This is a genomic window from uncultured Pseudophaeobacter sp. (assembly GCA_905479575.1).
GTDB lineage: Bacteria > Pseudomonadota > Alphaproteobacteria > Rhodobacterales > Rhodobacteraceae > Pseudophaeobacter.
In genome coordinates, this window is the sequence record CAJQNB010000035.1 from 1 (window position 1) to 15,484 (window position 15,484).

Below are 15,484 nucleotides of genomic sequence, written 5' to 3' on the forward strand. Positions count from 1 at the left end.
GTTGCGAAAACCGGTGGTTTAGCGGTCATCAATTCGAATCCAAAAAAGCCGTTTCGAACGTACCACTAAAAACGTGGGCGGTTGGGCCGGTCATCCAGACGCCATCATCACGCCAGTCAAGGGTCAGCCAGCCGCCATCAACTTCGATCTGAACAGTTTTGCCCGTCAGGCCGCGTAGATTTGCGGCAACTGCTGTTGCGCATGCACCTGAACCGCACGCTAGCGTAATTCCTGTACCGCGCTCCCAGACGCGCATGCGGATTTCCTGTTTGGACCGGATCTCGGCAAATTCGACGTTGGTGTTGTTCGGGAACAATTCATGGTGTTCTGTCTCCTTCCCGAGTTCAGCAACATTTACGGCAAGAATGTCGTCCACAAAAAACACACAGTGTGGATTTCCCATGCTGATGGCGACGGGATCGCCATCTATTGGCAGATGTTGAGTATCAACGGCATGGGATAATGGGATGTCCTCCCAATCGAGTTGTGGAATACCCATATTTACCGATACCAAATCGTTGTCGGCTCGCCTGGCCTGCAAAACTCCACGCAGCGTTTCGATGGTTAAGGTCTCGGTACCCGTTTCAGATAAAACATGTTGAGCGACGCAGCGCGTGGCATTGCCGCATGCACCGGCGACGGTTCCATCTGCATTCCAGAAATCCAAAATTATGTCGGTATTCTCACCGGAACGAATTTCCGCGAGTTGATCAAAGCCAACACCGGTATTTCGGTTGCCAATTTTTCGTGCAAGTGCAGGAGTCGTCACAGCCTTCCGGCCCCGCGAATCGATGACTACGAAGTCATTCCCAAGCCCGTGCATTTTCATGAAGGCAAGGTTTTGTGTTGAATCTGAATATTCCATCGGATAGCGACATAACCTGCCATGCAAAGATTTGAAAGAACCGGAAATTTATGCTTGACGCGTTTAGGGGGCAGGGGTAGGCACACGGCTTGAGTGGGCCGTTAGCTCAGCTGGTAGAGCAACTGACTTTTAATCAGTAGGTCGATGGTTCGAACCCATCACGGCTCACCACTTTATCAAAGCCTTAGGCGGAAACGCCTGAGGCTTTCTCTTTTTCAGCACGGTGCAGCAGAGCGTCTCATGGGAATCCGGGGTGGGGTTGTACAGGGTACAAACTTCTGAGTTTTCACGATTGACCAACAGTGGAAGCGTGAATTGTCAGGCTCAAAAATACCACCAATGGATTAGAATAGGCACGACTGGTAAGAGCGCAGCAAGGGGGACGAAAAGCCCTACACACGGGCTTTTCGCATCTTAAAACAACAAGGCGCGGCTTAGAATGCGGCGTTGAACTGGTCCCGCAATGCGCGGCCTGCGTCTGAGTTTTCAAAGCAGATATGAAGCCCATGTTCCGCCAATGGGACGGGGTTGAATTCCAGTCGTTCAGCAAGCGCGGGCATATCGGCAAGCAGGTGCGCCATGACTTCGCGGTCGATCACAGCAGCATCGATGCGACCAGCGGCAACCTTTTTAAGGTTTGCGTCATCGGCGGTCACTTCCTGGGTTTGGAGCTCCCCATTGGCGACCATGGCGTCGAAACGGGCCTCGTTAAGATAGCCGGACACCACACCAATGGTGTAGCTGGTCAGGTCGGCGTGGTCAGACCAGGTGATTGGCGCGTCGATCCGCTGGGCAAAGCCAACCGGGCTGGTGCCAAAGGATTTGGAATACAGGCAGCGATCGCCACCTTTGTCGGCATCATCCGCTTCGGAGTAATATTCTGGGTAGACGCCAAGCCACGCCGGGTCTTTGGCGGCCAGGTTCACCGCACGGTTCCAGGGGAAGACCTGCACGGTGGTTTCGATGCCGGCGCCTTGCAGAATTTCGATAACCCGGTCGGTGCTGGTCCCAGATCCATCGGAATTCACATAGGGCGGCCATTCCAGGGTAGTGAGTTGCACAGGCTCCGCCATTGTTTTTGACGCCATGAGGGACGCAGTACACACAACCGCTGCCGCGAGGGTCAGGGTTTTACCAATTAACTTCATACGTATCTCCGCGATTTGTTGCCCTGTTTGGGCATTCATTTCGGGAGCAACGCTATAGGATCTCCCTGAATTTCTGGTGAATCCCTTGGTGGAGTGTCTTTGGGGCAGGACTCATTGGCTGCGTCTTATGGTGGACCAAGCGGGAGATTGAACTGTGCTTTGCGCGCGGTGCCGCTGATCGCATCAAAGCTCTTGCCCAACCGGTCTTCCGCCAGCAGGACCACCTGCGCTGCGGCGCGGGCATCTTCCCCGGCGTCGTGGTGTTGAAACGAAAGCCCCAGTTCCCTTTTTAGGTTGCCCAGCCCATGCCCGCCGTTGCCTTTGAACTCAGGCCAGGCCCGGCGGGCAATCTTGACGCTGTCACTCCAGCTCAGATCTGCATTGGGCAGGCGATAGGCACGGCAAGCTGCGCTGATGGCCCTGCTGTCAAAGCTGCTGTGCTGCACCAGATGATGTAGTTCTAACAGCGGCTTCAGCAGTTCCCATGCCTCTGGAAAGCAGGGGGCCTGGGCGACAGTTGCTGCATCAATGCCGTGTAATTCGGTGTTGAAGGCGGCAAAGCTTTGCTCGGGGTTTACATAGGTTGTGTAGGTTTCGATGTGGCTGTCCGCACGTACACAGGCAATGCCGATCTGGCAGATGCTGGCGCTGTCACGGCTGGCGGTTTCCACATCCAGCGCGATGAACCGAAAGGGGCCAGCCGGCAGGGCTGCGTCGGGTGAATAACCGATCATTTCATTCGGCCCCATCAATGCCAAGACGATAGGCACGCAGTGACAGCAGAAGGCGGCACTGTTGGTGCAGCGCCGCGCTGTCGCTGCTGCCGCCCTATGGCGACCCCGTGGAACTCCTGTTTCCACAAGGTTTTGAGAGCCATATCGACAAGGGTAGGCCGGTAAGGGGAGTCGGCGCGGGGCATTTTGATCCTTGGGTTGAAATGATCGGTGCACAGTCGGCATCGCACCCTGTTCCAAGGGGGATGAGTTGCCCCATGACTACGCGCTCTCGTAACAAAAAGAAACTCACCGCCGTCCATGGCGATCAGATGGCCTGTTTGAGGAAGACGAAGATGCAACCCAGTCGCTGATGGCCATGGGGCCAGTGGCGGGAGGCAGTGGAGGGGGCTTTGGATAGGCTCGTGGCCTTAGGGTCCGGTTGCGACACTTATGAAAAGCAGCACAAATTTCAACTGGGGGCGATCCATGATTGGCGGGCCAAGCTGTCGGGGCGTTGCGGCCTGATTCATTCTGAATTCGCATGAATTGGGCAGATAATCTCATTGGAATTCATGTCTGGTTTGCCTGATAACAGGGGCGGAACAGACAAAGGGATAGCCAATGGACCGCGCTCAGATCGTGCATCAAAACTTCCTGGATCGGGTTGCCTCCGGCGCCCTGCCGCAGGGCGCGGCGCCAGCGGCGGGGCTGGCACCTGAGCAGGCGGTGGGGATCTACCGGGCACAGGTGTTGAGCAGGGCGTTGGATATTACCAGCCGGGCGATGCAAAAGGCGGGCCAGGGGTTTTATACCATTGGTTCGTCAGGGCATGAGGGCATGGCGGCGGTTGCCCGTGCGCTGCGCCCCGATGATATGGCGTTTTTGCACTACCGCGATGCCGCCTTTCAGATTTCCCGCGCCGATCAGGTGCCGGGGCAACGCATTGCCTGGGATATGCTTCTGTCCTTTGCATGTTCATCTGAGGACCCAACCTCGGGCGGGCGGCATAAGGTGCTGGGCTCCAAGGCGCTGATGATCCCGCCGCAGACCTCGACCATCGCCAGCCACCTGCCCAAGGCGGTAGGTGCTGCCTATTCCATCGGTGCTGCCAAACGCCATGCGCCCGAACATCAGCTCATGCGCGACGACAGCATTGTCATGTGTTCTTTTGGCGATGCTTCTGCCAATCACTCCACCGCGCAGGGGGCGATCAATACGGCTGGCTGGACCTCGGTACAGTCAATGCCGCTGCCGCTGTTGTTTGTCTGCGAAGACAACGGCATCGGCATTTCGACCAAGACACCCCAGGGCTGGATCGAGACCTCGATGCGCGCCCGCCCCGGTATCAAATACTTCAAGGCGGACGGGCTGGACATCTACGCGGCCCATGCGGTGGCACAAGAGGCCGCCGATTACGTGCGCCGCCGCAAGAAACCCGCCTTTTTGCATCTGCGCACTGTGCGGCTTTACGGTCATGCCGGCGCGGATGTGCCAACGACCTATTTGCCCAAATCCGAGGTCGAGGCAGACGAGGCCAATGATCCGCTGCTGCATTCGGTGCGCCTGTTGGACCAGGCCGGCGCCTTGCCCCGGGCAGAGGCGCTGAAGATCTACACCGAGACCTGTGCCCGGGTGGAACGTATCCGCGCCGAGGTGGTGACACGTCCGCATCTGCAAAGCGGTGCCGATGTTGCGGCCAGCCTGATCCCGCCCACCCGCGCCTGCGCTGCCAGCAATGGACCCAGCGCAGCGGACCGCGCCACTGCTTTTGGCGGTGACATGCGGGCTATGTCCGAGCCGCAGCCGATGTCGCGGCTGATAAACTGGGCGCTGACCGATCTGATGCTGGCGCATAGCGAGATCGTCATGATGGGCGAAGACGTGGGCCGTAAGGGCGGCGTTTACGGCGTCACCCAAAAGCTGCACCAGCGCTTTGGCCCGGACCGGATGATTGATACGCTGCTGGATGAGCAGTCGATTTTGGGGCTAGCCATTGGCATGGGGCATAATGGTTTTGTGCCGATGCCGGAAATTCAGTTCCTGGCCTATCTGCACAATGCCGAAGACCAGCTGCGCGGCGAGGCGGCAACCCTGCCGTTTTTCTCCAATGGCCAGTTCAGCAACCCGATGGTGCTGCGCATTGCGGGCCTGGGCTATCAAAAGGGTTTTGGTGGCCATTTCCACAATGACAACTCATTGGCGGTGTTGCGCGACATTCCGGGGATCGTGATTGCCTGCCCTTCGGATGGGGCAGAGGCGGCGATGATGCTGCGCGAATCCGTGCGACTGGCGCGTGAAGAACAGCGGGTGGTGGTTTTTGTCGAACCAATCGCGCTCTACCCGATGCGGGACCTGCACGCGGCCAAGGATGGCGGCTGGATGCGGACCTACCCAGCCCCTGATCAAAGCATCGCTTTGGGTGAGGTAGGTCAGCATGGCGCAGGGACGGATCTTGCCATCGTGACCTATGGCAATGGGCGCTATCTGTCGACTCAGGCCCAGGCCGAGCTGGAGGCGCGGGGCATAAAGACCCGCATTATTGATCTACGCTGGCTGGCACCGCTGCCGGCAGAGGCGCTGCTGGAAGCGACCAAGAGCTGCAAACATGTCCTGATTGTCGATGAATGCCGCACCACCGGCAGCCAATCCGAGGCGCTGATGGCACTGTTTACAGAGGCCAGCGACCGCCCTGCCGCGCGCATCGCTGCCGAGGATTGCTTCATCGCCACCGGCCCGGCCTATGCCGCAACGCTGCCCTCAAAAGACAGCATTCTTGCCGCAGCCCTGGACCTGGTAGGAGCAAAACCATGACCCGCACCGCCGTTCTGATCTGCCCCGGCCGGGGCACCTACAACAAACCCGAGCTGGGCTATCTGCACCGCCATCACGCCGATAAGGCGGCGCTGTTTGCGGGTTTTGACGCGGCGCGGGCTGCATTGGGCCAGGAAGAGGTCACCGCTCTGGATGGGGCAACGCGGTTTTCGGTGGGGAAATACTCGCGCGGGGATATTGCTTCACCGCTGATCTATGCCAGCGCTTTGGCGGATGCGCAGTCACTGGCGGAGGATATCGAGGTGGTTGCGGTCACTGGCAACTCCATGGGCTGGTATATCGCGCTGGCCGCTGCCGGGGCGCTGTCAGCGCAGGACGGGTTTGAGTTGGTGAACACCATGGGGACCTTGATGCAGGAGCATCTGATTGGCGGGCAGCTGGTCTATCCCTTTACCAGTGATGACTGGCGCCCAGATCTGCAGCGCAAGGCCGAGCTTTTGGCACTGGTGGCGCAGATCAACGGCCGCAGCGGGCATGTTTTGGCGCTGTCGATTGATCTGGGGGGGATGCTGGTGCTGGCCGGAGATGACGCAGGCCTGGCTGCCTTTGAAGCTGCGGTGCCGCAAATCGCAGATCGTTTCCCCATGCGGCTGGCCAACCACGCCGGATTTCACACAGCGCTACAGGCTCCGGTGGCCGCTGAGGGGCGCAAACGTCTCGATGGCGCCATGCTGACGCAGCCCGCAGTGCCGCTGGTGGATGGGCGCGGGGCAATCTGGCAGCCGGGGTCTACTGATCTGGCAAGTCTTTGGGACTATACCCTGGGGCATCAGGTGGTGGAGAGCTATGATTTCACCCGTGCTGTGCAGATCGCAGCGCAGGAATTTGCGCCGGATCTGTTTATCGTCACCGGCCCTGGCACCACGCTGGGTGGGGCTGTGGCGCAATCGCTGGTGCATCAGGATTGGCAGGGTATGACGGACAAGGCGGCGTTCAAGGCGCGGCAGGCAGAAGAGCCGCTGTTGATCTCCATGGGGGATGATAGTCAACGATCTGTGGCGACTGCTCCTGCTTCGTAGGTAGGCTGTGGCTGCTGTCTGGTTTGAAATGGTCAAACCAGTCGGATCTGGTAAGCGGACAGCCTGACAGGCAAGGGGGGGCTCCCGCGCGCCGGGCCTGTTTTACTGACGCAAAACCACCCGGCCCTTGGGCCCGGCGCCGCCCGTTCCGGGCGGCGCGCCAGCACCTGCGGCAGGCGGTGCGCCTTGTGATCCCGTCTATTTTGGGCAACTTCAATTGCGCAGCTATTTGATGACTTTGACGGGAACGGGCGGTGGGCCACCTGGTTCGGGCTGGGGCTTACGGTCTGGCGCGATGAGGAAGGGCGCGAGAGCGTAGCTTTCGACTGGTTGGCTGACATTGTGCAGGCTCAAGGCGCCGAGAGGTGTGGCGTTTTGGCAGGAGCCTGGCAGCGAGTTCTGGCTGACCACGATCTGATGGCCCAGCGTCTTGCCATAGTCGCCAAGGCGGGCCGCGATATTGGCAGCCTGGCCAATGACGGTGAAATCCAGCCGCTCCCGCGAGCCGACATTGCCATAGGTCACGGTGCCATAGGCAATACCGCTGGCACATTTGAGTTCAGGCAGGTCATGCTCGGCTGCGACCTCCGCCAGAGCCGGGACAATACTGCGGGCGGACTTCAGCGCCTGAGCACGGGCCTGATCTGCATCCTGACCGCTCTCCTCGCCGGCGGGAAACACGGCCAGAACCGCGTCGCCGATGAATTTCAGCACTTCGCCGCCATTGTCATGCACGATGGTAGAGGCGGTGTCGAAAAACGCATTCAGCAGCTTGATATAGTCATGCCGCCCCAGCTGCTCCTCCAGAAGGGTTGAGCCACGCAGATCGCAGAACATGATGGCGGCGTCGATCTCATCGCCTTCACCGCGGCGGATCTTGCCGCCCAAAACCCGTTCACCGGTGCGTTTGCCCACATAGGTTTCCAGCAGGGATTGGGCGTTTTCGCGCTGCATGAATACCTCATAGTAGCGCGCCACCACGGCGGAACATTCAAAGATCAGGCCCAGATTGGCGGTAGAGAACCCATTCGGGTGATCCGAGGCCACGGTGAGCAGATTGATTCGCCCATCCGAGAAGGGCAGCGGCATGGCGACGTAATCCGTTGCCCCGGCGGCGCGCAGGTCGCTGAGGATGGGGAAGGCATCGTCGCTGTCTTCGGTGTCGATACGATGGCGCACACCGCCCAGGCCTTTGGAGACATGGCGCAACGGGCTGGCATTATAGGCGGGGTGTTCGTAGATTTCATAGCTGGGCGCATAGGTCGTCACCTCATCTGTGGCCTTCTGCCAGATGAAGTTTTTCCCCGCGATTTGTGGGTGCAAGGACCAGGCCAGTACCGATAGGCGCGACAGGTTCACGCCTTGCTCAAGCAGCTTTTCAGCAAAGGCCTTGGTAAACTCTGCTGGGGTGGGTAAAAAGGCAGCCTCACGCAGCAGCCAGTCGACCAGCGGACCGGAGATATTGCCATATTCAGGTGGCGCAATCTGATTCGAGCCAAGGTCGATCAGGGTGTCAGGATCAGAGACGAAGCCCACATGGCCTGCGATCTGCGAGGCCTCTGGCAGGGTGTTCTCATAGATCCAGACGGCGTTGTCGACGCGACCATCCTCTAGTTTCAGGTCATGGTAGCAGGCGGTGCCTTTGAAGGGGCAGAAGGTCTGCAGACCAACTTTGTTGGAGAGATCCACCACGAGATCATCGCGCGGAATGTAGATGGTTGGCTGTACCCGGGTTTCATACATCACCCGCGCGCGGGTGCTTTTGGCCAAAAGGCAACCACCGCGCCGCACCTGAACCTCGCCGCGCAGGGGCTCGACCAGAATGCCATAGCCATGATTTTGCGGGCCGCGATTCTGTGGCCCGGTACTGTTGGGGCCGGCACTGTTGGGGGGAGGCGGAACATGTGCGTTCATTCGGGGCGATCCTCTTGTCCCCCCGACGTCCGAGAGGCCTGTTGAGCCCCGGACGCAACGAGAGACACCCCAGGGCGCCTCCCACAGGGAGGCAGCCCTATATGTGGGGCTTTGGAGGTGAATATCCAGTGGCTGGAAGGATCATCTGTGCACAGGGGATGTGTTTTGCTGCCAAATCCACCCCGGCTCGCCAAGTTGTGACCAGCACTTGGCGCGCCCAGACACAGGCAGGCAGGTCAGACCATGCGGATGACGTCTTTGCTGATCGCCAAGACATAGCCGCGTTTGGCAATGTTTTTGACCAGAAGTTCGCTCACCATCTGGTTGCCCAGAGTGTCGCGCAGCCGCTTGATCCGGGTGGCGCCGGCGGCCTCTTCGCAATCGCTGCTGTGCTTTCCGGAAATCACCGCCTCGATCTCGGCGCCTGACAGCACGTCATCATCCATCCGGGCCTCGGCCAGGGCAGAGAGTGTCTCCATCGCGGCGGCGGTCAGTTTGAACCCCATGTTGTTGAGGTAGACAGTGTGTTCCTCGCGACTGATCAACAGCTCGGTCACCTGAATACCCGATCGTTCGATCTGGGCCATGCGGCGGTTGAGCAGCAAGAGCATTGCCAGCACCACCAGAGCGACAATCATCATGGCGGTGGCAAAGACCAAGAGCACAAAAATCACCACCCGGTAGCTGGCCAGGGTATCGGCAAAGGCGGTGCCGGATTGGGCCAGGATCTCCAGCAGTTTGATTTCGGCCTGGGCGGTCAGGTCGTTTTCGACAAAGAGCTGTTCCACCCGTGCGTTAAAGGCATTGGCGTCGGGCAGGGCCAGCAATAGCACTGTGCCAGTGATGGCCAACAGGGCGGCGATCAGGGCGATGCCAAAGGCGATGATACGGCTGCCTGCGGTGCGGGCCTCAGAAACGGAGAAAGTAGGATCCGGCATTGGCCTTCCTTTGTTGCAGGCCTTCGGGACCAAAGATCGCCATCACATTCAACAGGGTCCAGCCGGAGGCCGCAAGGCGGGACTGGATTTCCCCCTGCGCGGCGGCCTTGTTGCAGGCGCCCCGGATCTGGATCACCCCGTAATGCAATTTCAGCGGGTTGTTCTGCTTGGCCTTGTAATCGGCATAGCAATCGGCGGCCTGTGCGGGCGCAATCTGCGCCAACAAAGCAAAGCATATCAGCGGTATGGCAAGGGCGTGTTTCATCCGCACACCCTGCCCTGAAAACCGAATGAAATTCAATAACAACAGCCGTTTGTCCCATCGGTTATTCGATATCATGGCGCTGTTATTGCCTGTCTGAGCGGTGTGGGCCGAGTGTGAGGGCACAGATTTTAAACCCGCCAACATCCCTGCCATAACCCCTGCCGACATCACGGCAGACATGGCTGAAACACAGCGGGTTGCCGCCCTATCAGGCGGCACCACCAGACAGTAACACAATAGGAACCAATCCGATGACCCAGAGCACACAGCCTAAACAACACCGTAAATTCATCGCCGTCATTCTGGCCGCAGCACTGGCCATCACCGGGGCCTCCTCGGGGCCTGCGCGGGCCGGGGATGACTTTGGCAAGGTGGTCGCAGGACTGGCGGTTTTGGGCATCCTGGGCGCGGCAATTCACGATCACAACACGCGGGACCACCGCCGTGGGACTGTGACCCGGCCGCATCGCCCAAATCCAACGCCGCATCCCCGTCCGCTGCCGCCGCGCTTTGGTCGCTATGATCTGCCGGCACAATGCGTGAAGTATTTTCCCAACTTCCGAAATGGCAAAACCCTGGTGGCGCGCGGTTGCCTGCAACGCAACTACAATCAGGTCCGTTCCCTGCCGCAAAGCTGCAAGGTGACCTTCTGGAACGGTCGGAAAAATCGCACCGCTTACAAGCCCTGGTGTCTGAACAAGCATGGCTACCGCCTGGTCAATCGCTAAGGGGCACGCTGAAAAGTGACCCAAGTGCAACACGTCGAGCAGACTTGAGGGGGCCTTGGCCCCCTTCTTTTTGTGCCTCACAGCGGTCGGCTTGCGCCGAGAGCTTGCAAAACGGGATGATTTTGGGTCTGACAGGGACATGGAACAGCCAGACAACAGCCTAGAGCTCGCCGCCCATGAAAAGGGCTATTTGAGGATTGCCGGAGTCGATGAGGTGGGCCGGGGGCCGCTTGCCGGACCCGTCACGGCGGCGGCCGTGGTCCTGGATCTGGCGCAGCTGCCTGAAGGGCTGAATGATTCCAAAAAGCTGAGCGCAAAAAAACGCGCCGCCCTCGCCGCAGAGATCTGGGCCAGTGCCGAGGTTTCCCTCGCAGAGGCCAGCGTTGAAGAGATTGATTCCATTAATATTCTCCGCGCCTCGCATCTGGCGATGGAGCGCGCGGTGGCGGCCTTGGACCCGCCCCCGGATTACCTGCTGATTGACGGCAATATGATCCCCCGCGACCTGACAATTGAGTCGGAAGCAGTGGTCAAAGGAGATGGCAAATCAGTCTCGATTGCAGCCGCCTCGATCGTGGCAAAAGAGGCACGCGATTTGCTCATGGTGGATTTGGCGCAACAGTTTCCAGGATATGGATGGGAGCGCAACGCCGGATATCCTTCAAAGCAACACCGGGAGGCCTTGGTCGAATTGGGGGTGACACCACATCATCGGCGCTCCTTCAAGCCGGTACACAAGATATTGTATCAAGAGTGAACCGTAGAGGGCTGATCTAAAAAACAAATTGACCTCGAATCCCGGATGACTCATCCTGTGGATAACCAAAATGAGCGCAAAAATGCGCCGAGTGGTTTTGAGGCAGAGCAAATGACTAAAACAATGACGAAGGGCGCCGCGGCGCTTCCTTTAAACACGATTATTGACGGCGATTGTATCGACGTGATGGCCGGGTTGCCGGACAACTCTATCGATCTGATCTTTGCGGACCCCCCCTATAACCTGCAATTGAAGAACCAGTTGCACCGGCCCGACAACAGCAAGGTCGATGCGGTGGATGATCATTGGGATCAGTTCTCCAGTTTTGCGGCCTATGACGATTTCACCAGCCGCTGGCTACACCAGGCCCGCCGGATCCTGAAGCCAAACGGCGCGATCTGGGTGATTGGCTCGTACCACAACATCTTCCGCGTCGGCACCGCGCTGCAGGACGAGGGTTTCTGGATTCTCAACGATGTGGTCTGGCGCAAGTCCAACCCAATGCCGAACTTCCGCGGCAAGCGTTACACCAACGCCCATGAGACGATGATCTGGGCGTCGAAATCTGAAGGTGGCAAATATACCTTCAATTATGAGGCGCTGAAGGCGCTAAACGAGGGCATCCAGATGCGCTCGGACTGGGTGCTGCCGATCTGCACCGGCCATGAGCGGCTAAAGGACGAGAACGGCGACAAGGCGCACCCGACGCAGAAACCGGAATCCCTGCTGCATCGTATCCTGGTTGGCTCCACCAACCCCGGTGACGTGGTTCTTGACCCCTTCTTTGGCACCGGGACCACCGGCGCTGTGGCCAAGATGCTGGGCCGGGAATTCATCGGCATCGAGCAGGAAGAAAGCTATCGAAAAGTGGCCGAAGAGCGGATCAAATCCGTGCGCAAATTCGACCGCGAAGCGCTGCAGGTCTCGACCAGCAAACGTGCCGAGCCGCGTGTGCCCTTTGGCCAGCTGGTGGAACGTGGCATGCTGCGCCCCGGCGATGAGCTGTATTCGATGAACCAAAGACATAAAGCCAAGGTGCGCGCCGATGGCACGCTGATTGGGGACAATGTCAAAGGCTCGATCCATCAGGTGGGGGCACATCTGGAAAACGCGCCCTCCTGTAATGGTTGGACCTACTGGTGCTTTAAGCGCGATGGCCAGACGGTGCCCATCGACGTGTTGCGCCAGCAAATCCGGGCTGAAATGCAGAACTAGCCCGCCCGACTGTTTTCAAACTTATCCAAGTTAACCACCGGTCCCCGAGCCTGCGTCACCCAATGTGGCGCGGCATGAACATGGGGACCGCACCTTGCCCCGCCTGTTAGGCGGGGTTTTTTCGTGTTGCCTACCAGCTGGAGGATGTATGTTACCGAGGGACTGCCTATCTAGGGCACAGAAATAGGGATTTCCTGATGACTGACTCTGCTCTGATTCCGCCCAAGTCCAGATTGAATGATTTGTATCGGGTGACAGAGGTCGAAGACACTCCAGAGACGCAATATGTCTTGGCGGCGCTGGAAAACCACAAGCGTGAAGGCTTGGAACTGGCGGTGAAAGCGCGCTGGATCGCGATGACGATCTTTGCGATTTTTGTCGTCTCAGTGCACCCGCATTTTGAAGTCGCCTATCACATCGGCATCATGGCGCTGCTGTGCCTGAATGGCTGGTTTATCCAGCGTGTCGGGCGTGTTGGGCGGTCGCGCCTTGAGCTGTTCCTGATCTTTGTTGATTTGTTTTTGATGACCCTGGGGATGATCGGGCCGAACCCGTTGAGCGTCGATGCGATGCCGCTTGCGATGCAGTACAGGTTAGACAATTTCATCTACTTCTTTGTGATCCTGGCCGTTGGTACCATGGCCTATTCCTGGCGTACGGTGATTGCCATTGGGGTCTGGACCTTTGTGATGTGGCTGGGGGCGACGGCCCTGTCATGGTGGTTTGCCACGCCTGCTCCGGGGCTTACAGAGGCGGCGATTGATGCTTTTGGCGCTGATTCCGACTTGTTACAATTCCTGGACCCCAACAGCTATGTTCCCCAGTTGCGCATACAGGAGGTCATTGTCTTTCTCATCGTTGCAATCACACTGGGGATATCGGCGCGCCGGACCAATACCTTGCTGTTGAATAACGCCGGGCTTGAACGTGAACGCGCCAACCTGTCGCGCTACTTTTCACCCAATGTGGTGGAGCAGTTGTCGCAGAACGACGAACCTTTGAAGCAGGTGAAGATCCAGAGTGTTGCGGTACTGTTCATCGATATCATAGGCTTTACGCGGCTTGCCGCCGGACGGGATCCGCACCAGGTTATTGCCCTGCTGCGCGGGTTTCATGGCCGGATGGAGCGCGAGGTTTTTCGTCATAACGGCACGCTTGATAAATATCTAGGCGATGGGTTGATGGCGACCTTTGGCACGCCTACCGCCGGAGAACGCGACGCGAGCAATGCCTTGGAATGTGCCTTGGCAATGCAAGAGGCCCTGACGATCTGGAACCGGGAACGCCGCCGCATGGGCGAGCCGGAAATCCAAGCCGGGATTGGTATCCATTTTGGCGAAACCTTGCTGGGGGATATCGGGGCTAACCGTCTGGAATATGCGGTGATCGGGACAGCGGTGAATGTTGCAGCCCGGCTGGAAGAAATGACCCGGCGGCTAAAGACGCCAATTGTCATGAGCGATGCCCTGCGGCTGCAAGCTCAGCTGGAACATCCCAACTCTGAGATAACCCAGGGCTTTGAATGCCACCCAGAGCAAGAAGTGCGCGGTCTGGATGAGACGATGAAGGTTTGGGCAAAGCGCTAATTGACTTGCAGCCATGGGGTGCTCAGTAAGTTAATGTAATACCGCAACTGAGAAACCCCATGTTTCTATTTGGCTGCTTTCACTGCGCTAATGAAAATTCCCTTGGTTGTGTGGGTGGTGTTAAGCTTTTTTAAGGGTTGTATACGTCAGTATGCCCTTGTTGCAGTGCAGCAAGGGAGTTGTCCGTCCAAACTCACTTCCGACCTGTGCCTCATTGAGACCCTTGCCAAGGGTCTTATAAAGAACACTGACCCTTGGGCCGGTCAGTGTTCTTTTTCCGTTTCAGGCCCTTTCCGATTCAGACCATGGCACCCAGGCAGTATGAAGGGGTTTTCCCCTAGGCGCGCGGCATGGGGGTTTTGGCCTTGTTGTAGCTGCTCCAGTCGGTGATTTCGGGGTAATACATCTGACGCCAGCGCCGTACCCTTGGGTTCATCACCCGGCGCCACAGGGGTGGGATCATTGCCGCCACCGTCATCACCGGATAGCCATAGGGCAGTTGCGGTGCATCCGAGGGGGTATAGTTCTGCAACAAGGGAAACCGCCGATCCGGCCGGTAGTGGTGATCCGAGTGGCGTTGCAGGTTGATCAGCAGCCAGTTTGAGGCCTTATGAGCGGCATTCCATGAGTGATGCGGGCGGACATGTTCGTATTTCCCCTCGCCCAGGTGTTTGCGGGTCAGCCCGTAATGCTCCACGTAGTTGACCAGCTCCAGCTGCCAGATGGCAACGCCGGCCTGCACCAGGAACAGCACCAGACCGGTTACACCGCCAAGCAGCAGCGCCAGCATCAGCATGGTGATCTGCAATCCCCAGTAGCGGAAAAACGGGTTTTTGGCATGGGTCCAGGGCAGGTTCTTTTTGGCGAGCTTTTCACGTTCGGCCCGGAAGGCGGACTGCCAGCATTGTCGCAACACGCGCGGATAAAACCGGTGAAAGCCCTCGTTATAGCGGGCAGTGACGGGATCGCGGGGGGTGCCGACATAGCGGTGATGCACCAAAAGATGCTCAGAGCGGAAATGCGAATACAGGACCATGGCCAGCAACAGATCAGCCAGGCTGCGCTCCAGTCGGTTGCGCTGATGCATCAGCTCGTGGCTGTAGTTGATGCCGATGGTTCCGGTGACCACACCGGCACCAAAAAACACCCCGAACTTTTCCAGCCCAGACAGATGGCCGGCATCGCTGACATACCAGATCAGACCAAACAGGGTGAGAAACTGAAGCGGCACCCAGGCGGTGGTCAGGCTGCGATACCAGACCAGATCCTCCTCCGGTGTTGCCGGGTCGGCATTTTCAGGGTTGAGCCCTAAAACGCCATCCAGCACCGCAAACAGATACCAGGTCACCAGCGGCGGCAGCAGAATGATCCAGCCTCCAAACAGGGCGGCGGCCCAGATCAGCGGCAGCAGCAAAAAGGAGAGCCAGAAGGGCAGGGCGGATTGCCAGCGCGGCAGGATATCAGCGGCGATCATCAATCAGTCTCCAAAATCAGTGGCCTA

At 58.5% G+C, this 15,484-nt stretch carries 13 protein-coding genes and 1 tRNA gene; 7 read left to right on the top strand and 7 right to left on the bottom strand.

From position 1 onward, the window contains the following. Window positions 1-28: 28 nt before the first annotated feature. Entirely contained in the window at window positions 29-865 is an 837-nt protein-coding gene (dapF, locus tag QZ268_RS11075; protein ID WP_295452317.1) for a diaminopimelate epimerase, read from the bottom strand. A gap of 95 nt (window positions 866-960) precedes the next feature. Here dapF and QZ268_RS11080 point away from each other — a divergent pair. After that, window positions 961-1,036 (top strand) — tRNA-Lys (locus QZ268_RS11080). A gap of 263 nt (window positions 1,037-1,299) precedes the next feature. On the opposite strand, the gene QZ268_RS11085 is transcribed toward QZ268_RS11080, so the two are convergent. Together QZ268_RS11085 and QZ268_RS11090 are read right to left on the bottom strand one after the other, a co-directional pair. Continuing rightward, a complete protein-coding gene (locus tag QZ268_RS11085) occupies window positions 1,300-1,926 on the bottom strand; it encodes an ABC transporter substrate-binding protein (RefSeq protein WP_295452320.1) in 627 nt (208 codons plus the stop codon). A 212-nt stretch (window positions 1,927-2,138) separates the two neighbouring features. After that, complete coding sequence (locus tag QZ268_RS11090; RefSeq protein ID WP_295452323.1) at window positions 2,139-2,747, bottom strand: 3'-5' exonuclease; 609 nt, start codon at window positions 2,745-2,747, stop codon at window positions 2,139-2,141. Window positions 2,748-3,350: 603 nt separating this feature from the next. On the opposite strand from QZ268_RS11090, the gene QZ268_RS11095 reads away from it, so the two are divergent. After that, window positions 3,351-5,540 carry a thiamine pyrophosphate-dependent enzyme gene (locus QZ268_RS11095; protein ID WP_295452326.1) on the top strand — a complete coding sequence of 730 codons (2,190 nt, stop codon included), beginning with the start codon at window positions 3,351-3,353 and terminating at the stop codon, window positions 5,538-5,540. After that, window positions 5,537-6,580: an ACP S-malonyltransferase gene (locus QZ268_RS11100; protein ID WP_295452329.1), complete on the top strand. Its 1,044-nt coding sequence runs from the start codon at window positions 5,537-5,539 to the stop codon at window positions 6,578-6,580. The genes QZ268_RS11095 and QZ268_RS11100 overlap by 4 nt, the downstream gene beginning before the upstream one ends. Window positions 6,581-6,805: 225 nt before the next feature. Here QZ268_RS11100 and QZ268_RS11105 read toward each other — a convergent pair whose 3' ends face one another. The 3 genes from QZ268_RS11105 to QZ268_RS11115 all read right to left on the bottom strand — a co-directional run bounded on the left by QZ268_RS11105 (window position 6,806) and on the right by QZ268_RS11115 (window position 9,697). Then, complete coding sequence (locus QZ268_RS11105; RefSeq protein ID WP_295452332.1) at window positions 6,806-8,494, bottom strand: DUF427 domain-containing protein; 1,689 nt, start codon at window positions 8,492-8,494, stop codon at window positions 6,806-6,808. A 236-nt stretch (window positions 8,495-8,730) separates the two neighbouring features. Continuing rightward, window positions 8,731-9,432, bottom strand: a complete 702-nt coding sequence (locus tag QZ268_RS11110; protein ID WP_295452334.1) for a hypothetical protein — start codon at window positions 9,430-9,432, stop codon at window positions 8,731-8,733. After that, entirely contained in the window at window positions 9,404-9,697 is a 294-nt protein-coding gene (locus QZ268_RS11115; protein WP_295452337.1) for a hypothetical protein, read from the bottom strand. Before QZ268_RS11115 ends, QZ268_RS11110 begins: the two co-directional genes overlap by 29 nt. Window positions 9,698-9,948: 251 nt before the next feature. On the opposite strand from QZ268_RS11115, the gene QZ268_RS11120 reads away from it, so the two are divergent. The 4 genes from QZ268_RS11120 (at window position 9,949) to QZ268_RS11135 (ending at window position 13,983) form a co-directional block, all read left to right on the top strand. Next, a complete protein-coding gene (locus QZ268_RS11120) occupies window positions 9,949-10,425 on the top strand; it encodes a hypothetical protein (protein WP_295452339.1) in 477 nt (158 codons plus the stop codon). A gap of 139 nt (window positions 10,426-10,564) precedes the next feature. After that, window positions 10,565-11,182 carry a ribonuclease HII gene (locus tag QZ268_RS11125; RefSeq protein WP_295452342.1) on the top strand — a complete coding sequence of 206 codons (618 nt, stop codon included), beginning with the start codon at window positions 10,565-10,567 and terminating at the stop codon, window positions 11,180-11,182. 111 nt (window positions 11,183-11,293) lie between these two features. Then, a complete protein-coding gene (locus tag QZ268_RS11130) occupies window positions 11,294-12,397 on the top strand; it encodes a site-specific DNA-methyltransferase (protein WP_295452344.1) in 1,104 nt (367 codons plus the stop codon). A gap of 197 nt (window positions 12,398-12,594) precedes the next feature. Further along, window positions 12,595-13,983 (top strand): adenylate/guanylate cyclase domain-containing protein, encoded by a 1,389-nt coding sequence (locus QZ268_RS11135; protein WP_295452346.1) that lies wholly within the window; start codon window positions 12,595-12,597, stop codon window positions 13,981-13,983. A 337-nt stretch (window positions 13,984-14,320) separates the two neighbouring features. On the opposite strand, the gene QZ268_RS11140 is transcribed toward QZ268_RS11135, so the two are convergent. Then, window positions 14,321-15,457 (bottom strand): alkane 1-monooxygenase, encoded by a 1,137-nt coding sequence (locus QZ268_RS11140; RefSeq protein WP_295452348.1) that lies wholly within the window; start codon window positions 15,455-15,457, stop codon window positions 14,321-14,323. Window positions 15,458-15,484: the final 27 nt, after the last annotated feature.

Coding starts and splice junctions, on each gene's coding strand:
- dapF (WP_295452317.1), bottom strand. CDS start 865: ATGGAATATTCAGATTCAACACAAAACCTTGCCTTCATGAAAATGCAC.
- QZ268_RS11090 (WP_295452323.1), bottom strand. CDS start 2,747: ATGATCGGTTATTCACCCGACGCAGCCCTGCCGGCTGGCCCCTTTCGG.
- QZ268_RS11095 (WP_295452326.1), top strand. CDS start 3,351: ATGGACCGCGCTCAGATCGTGCATCAAAACTTCCTGGATCGGGTTGCC.
- QZ268_RS11100 (WP_295452329.1), top strand. CDS start 5,537: ATGACCCGCACCGCCGTTCTGATCTGCCCCGGCCGGGGCACCTACAAC.
- QZ268_RS11105 (WP_295452332.1), bottom strand. CDS start 8,494: ATGAACGCACATGTTCCGCCTCCCCCCAACAGTGCCGGCCCCAACAGT.
- QZ268_RS11110 (WP_295452334.1), bottom strand. CDS start 9,432: ATGCCGGATCCTACTTTCTCCGTTTCTGAGGCCCGCACCGCAGGCAGC.
- QZ268_RS11115 (WP_295452337.1), bottom strand. CDS start 9,697: ATGAAACACGCCCTTGCCATACCGCTGATATGCTTTGCTTTGTTGGCG.
- QZ268_RS11120 (WP_295452339.1), top strand. CDS start 9,949: ATGACCCAGAGCACACAGCCTAAACAACACCGTAAATTCATCGCCGTC.
- QZ268_RS11125 (WP_295452342.1), top strand. CDS start 10,565: ATGGAACAGCCAGACAACAGCCTAGAGCTCGCCGCCCATGAAAAGGGC.
- QZ268_RS11130 (WP_295452344.1), top strand. CDS start 11,294: ATGACTAAAACAATGACGAAGGGCGCCGCGGCGCTTCCTTTAAACACG.
- QZ268_RS11135 (WP_295452346.1), top strand. CDS start 12,595: ATGACTGACTCTGCTCTGATTCCGCCCAAGTCCAGATTGAATGATTTG.
- QZ268_RS11140 (WP_295452348.1), bottom strand. CDS start 15,457: ATGATCGCCGCTGATATCCTGCCGCGCTGGCAATCCGCCCTGCCCTTC.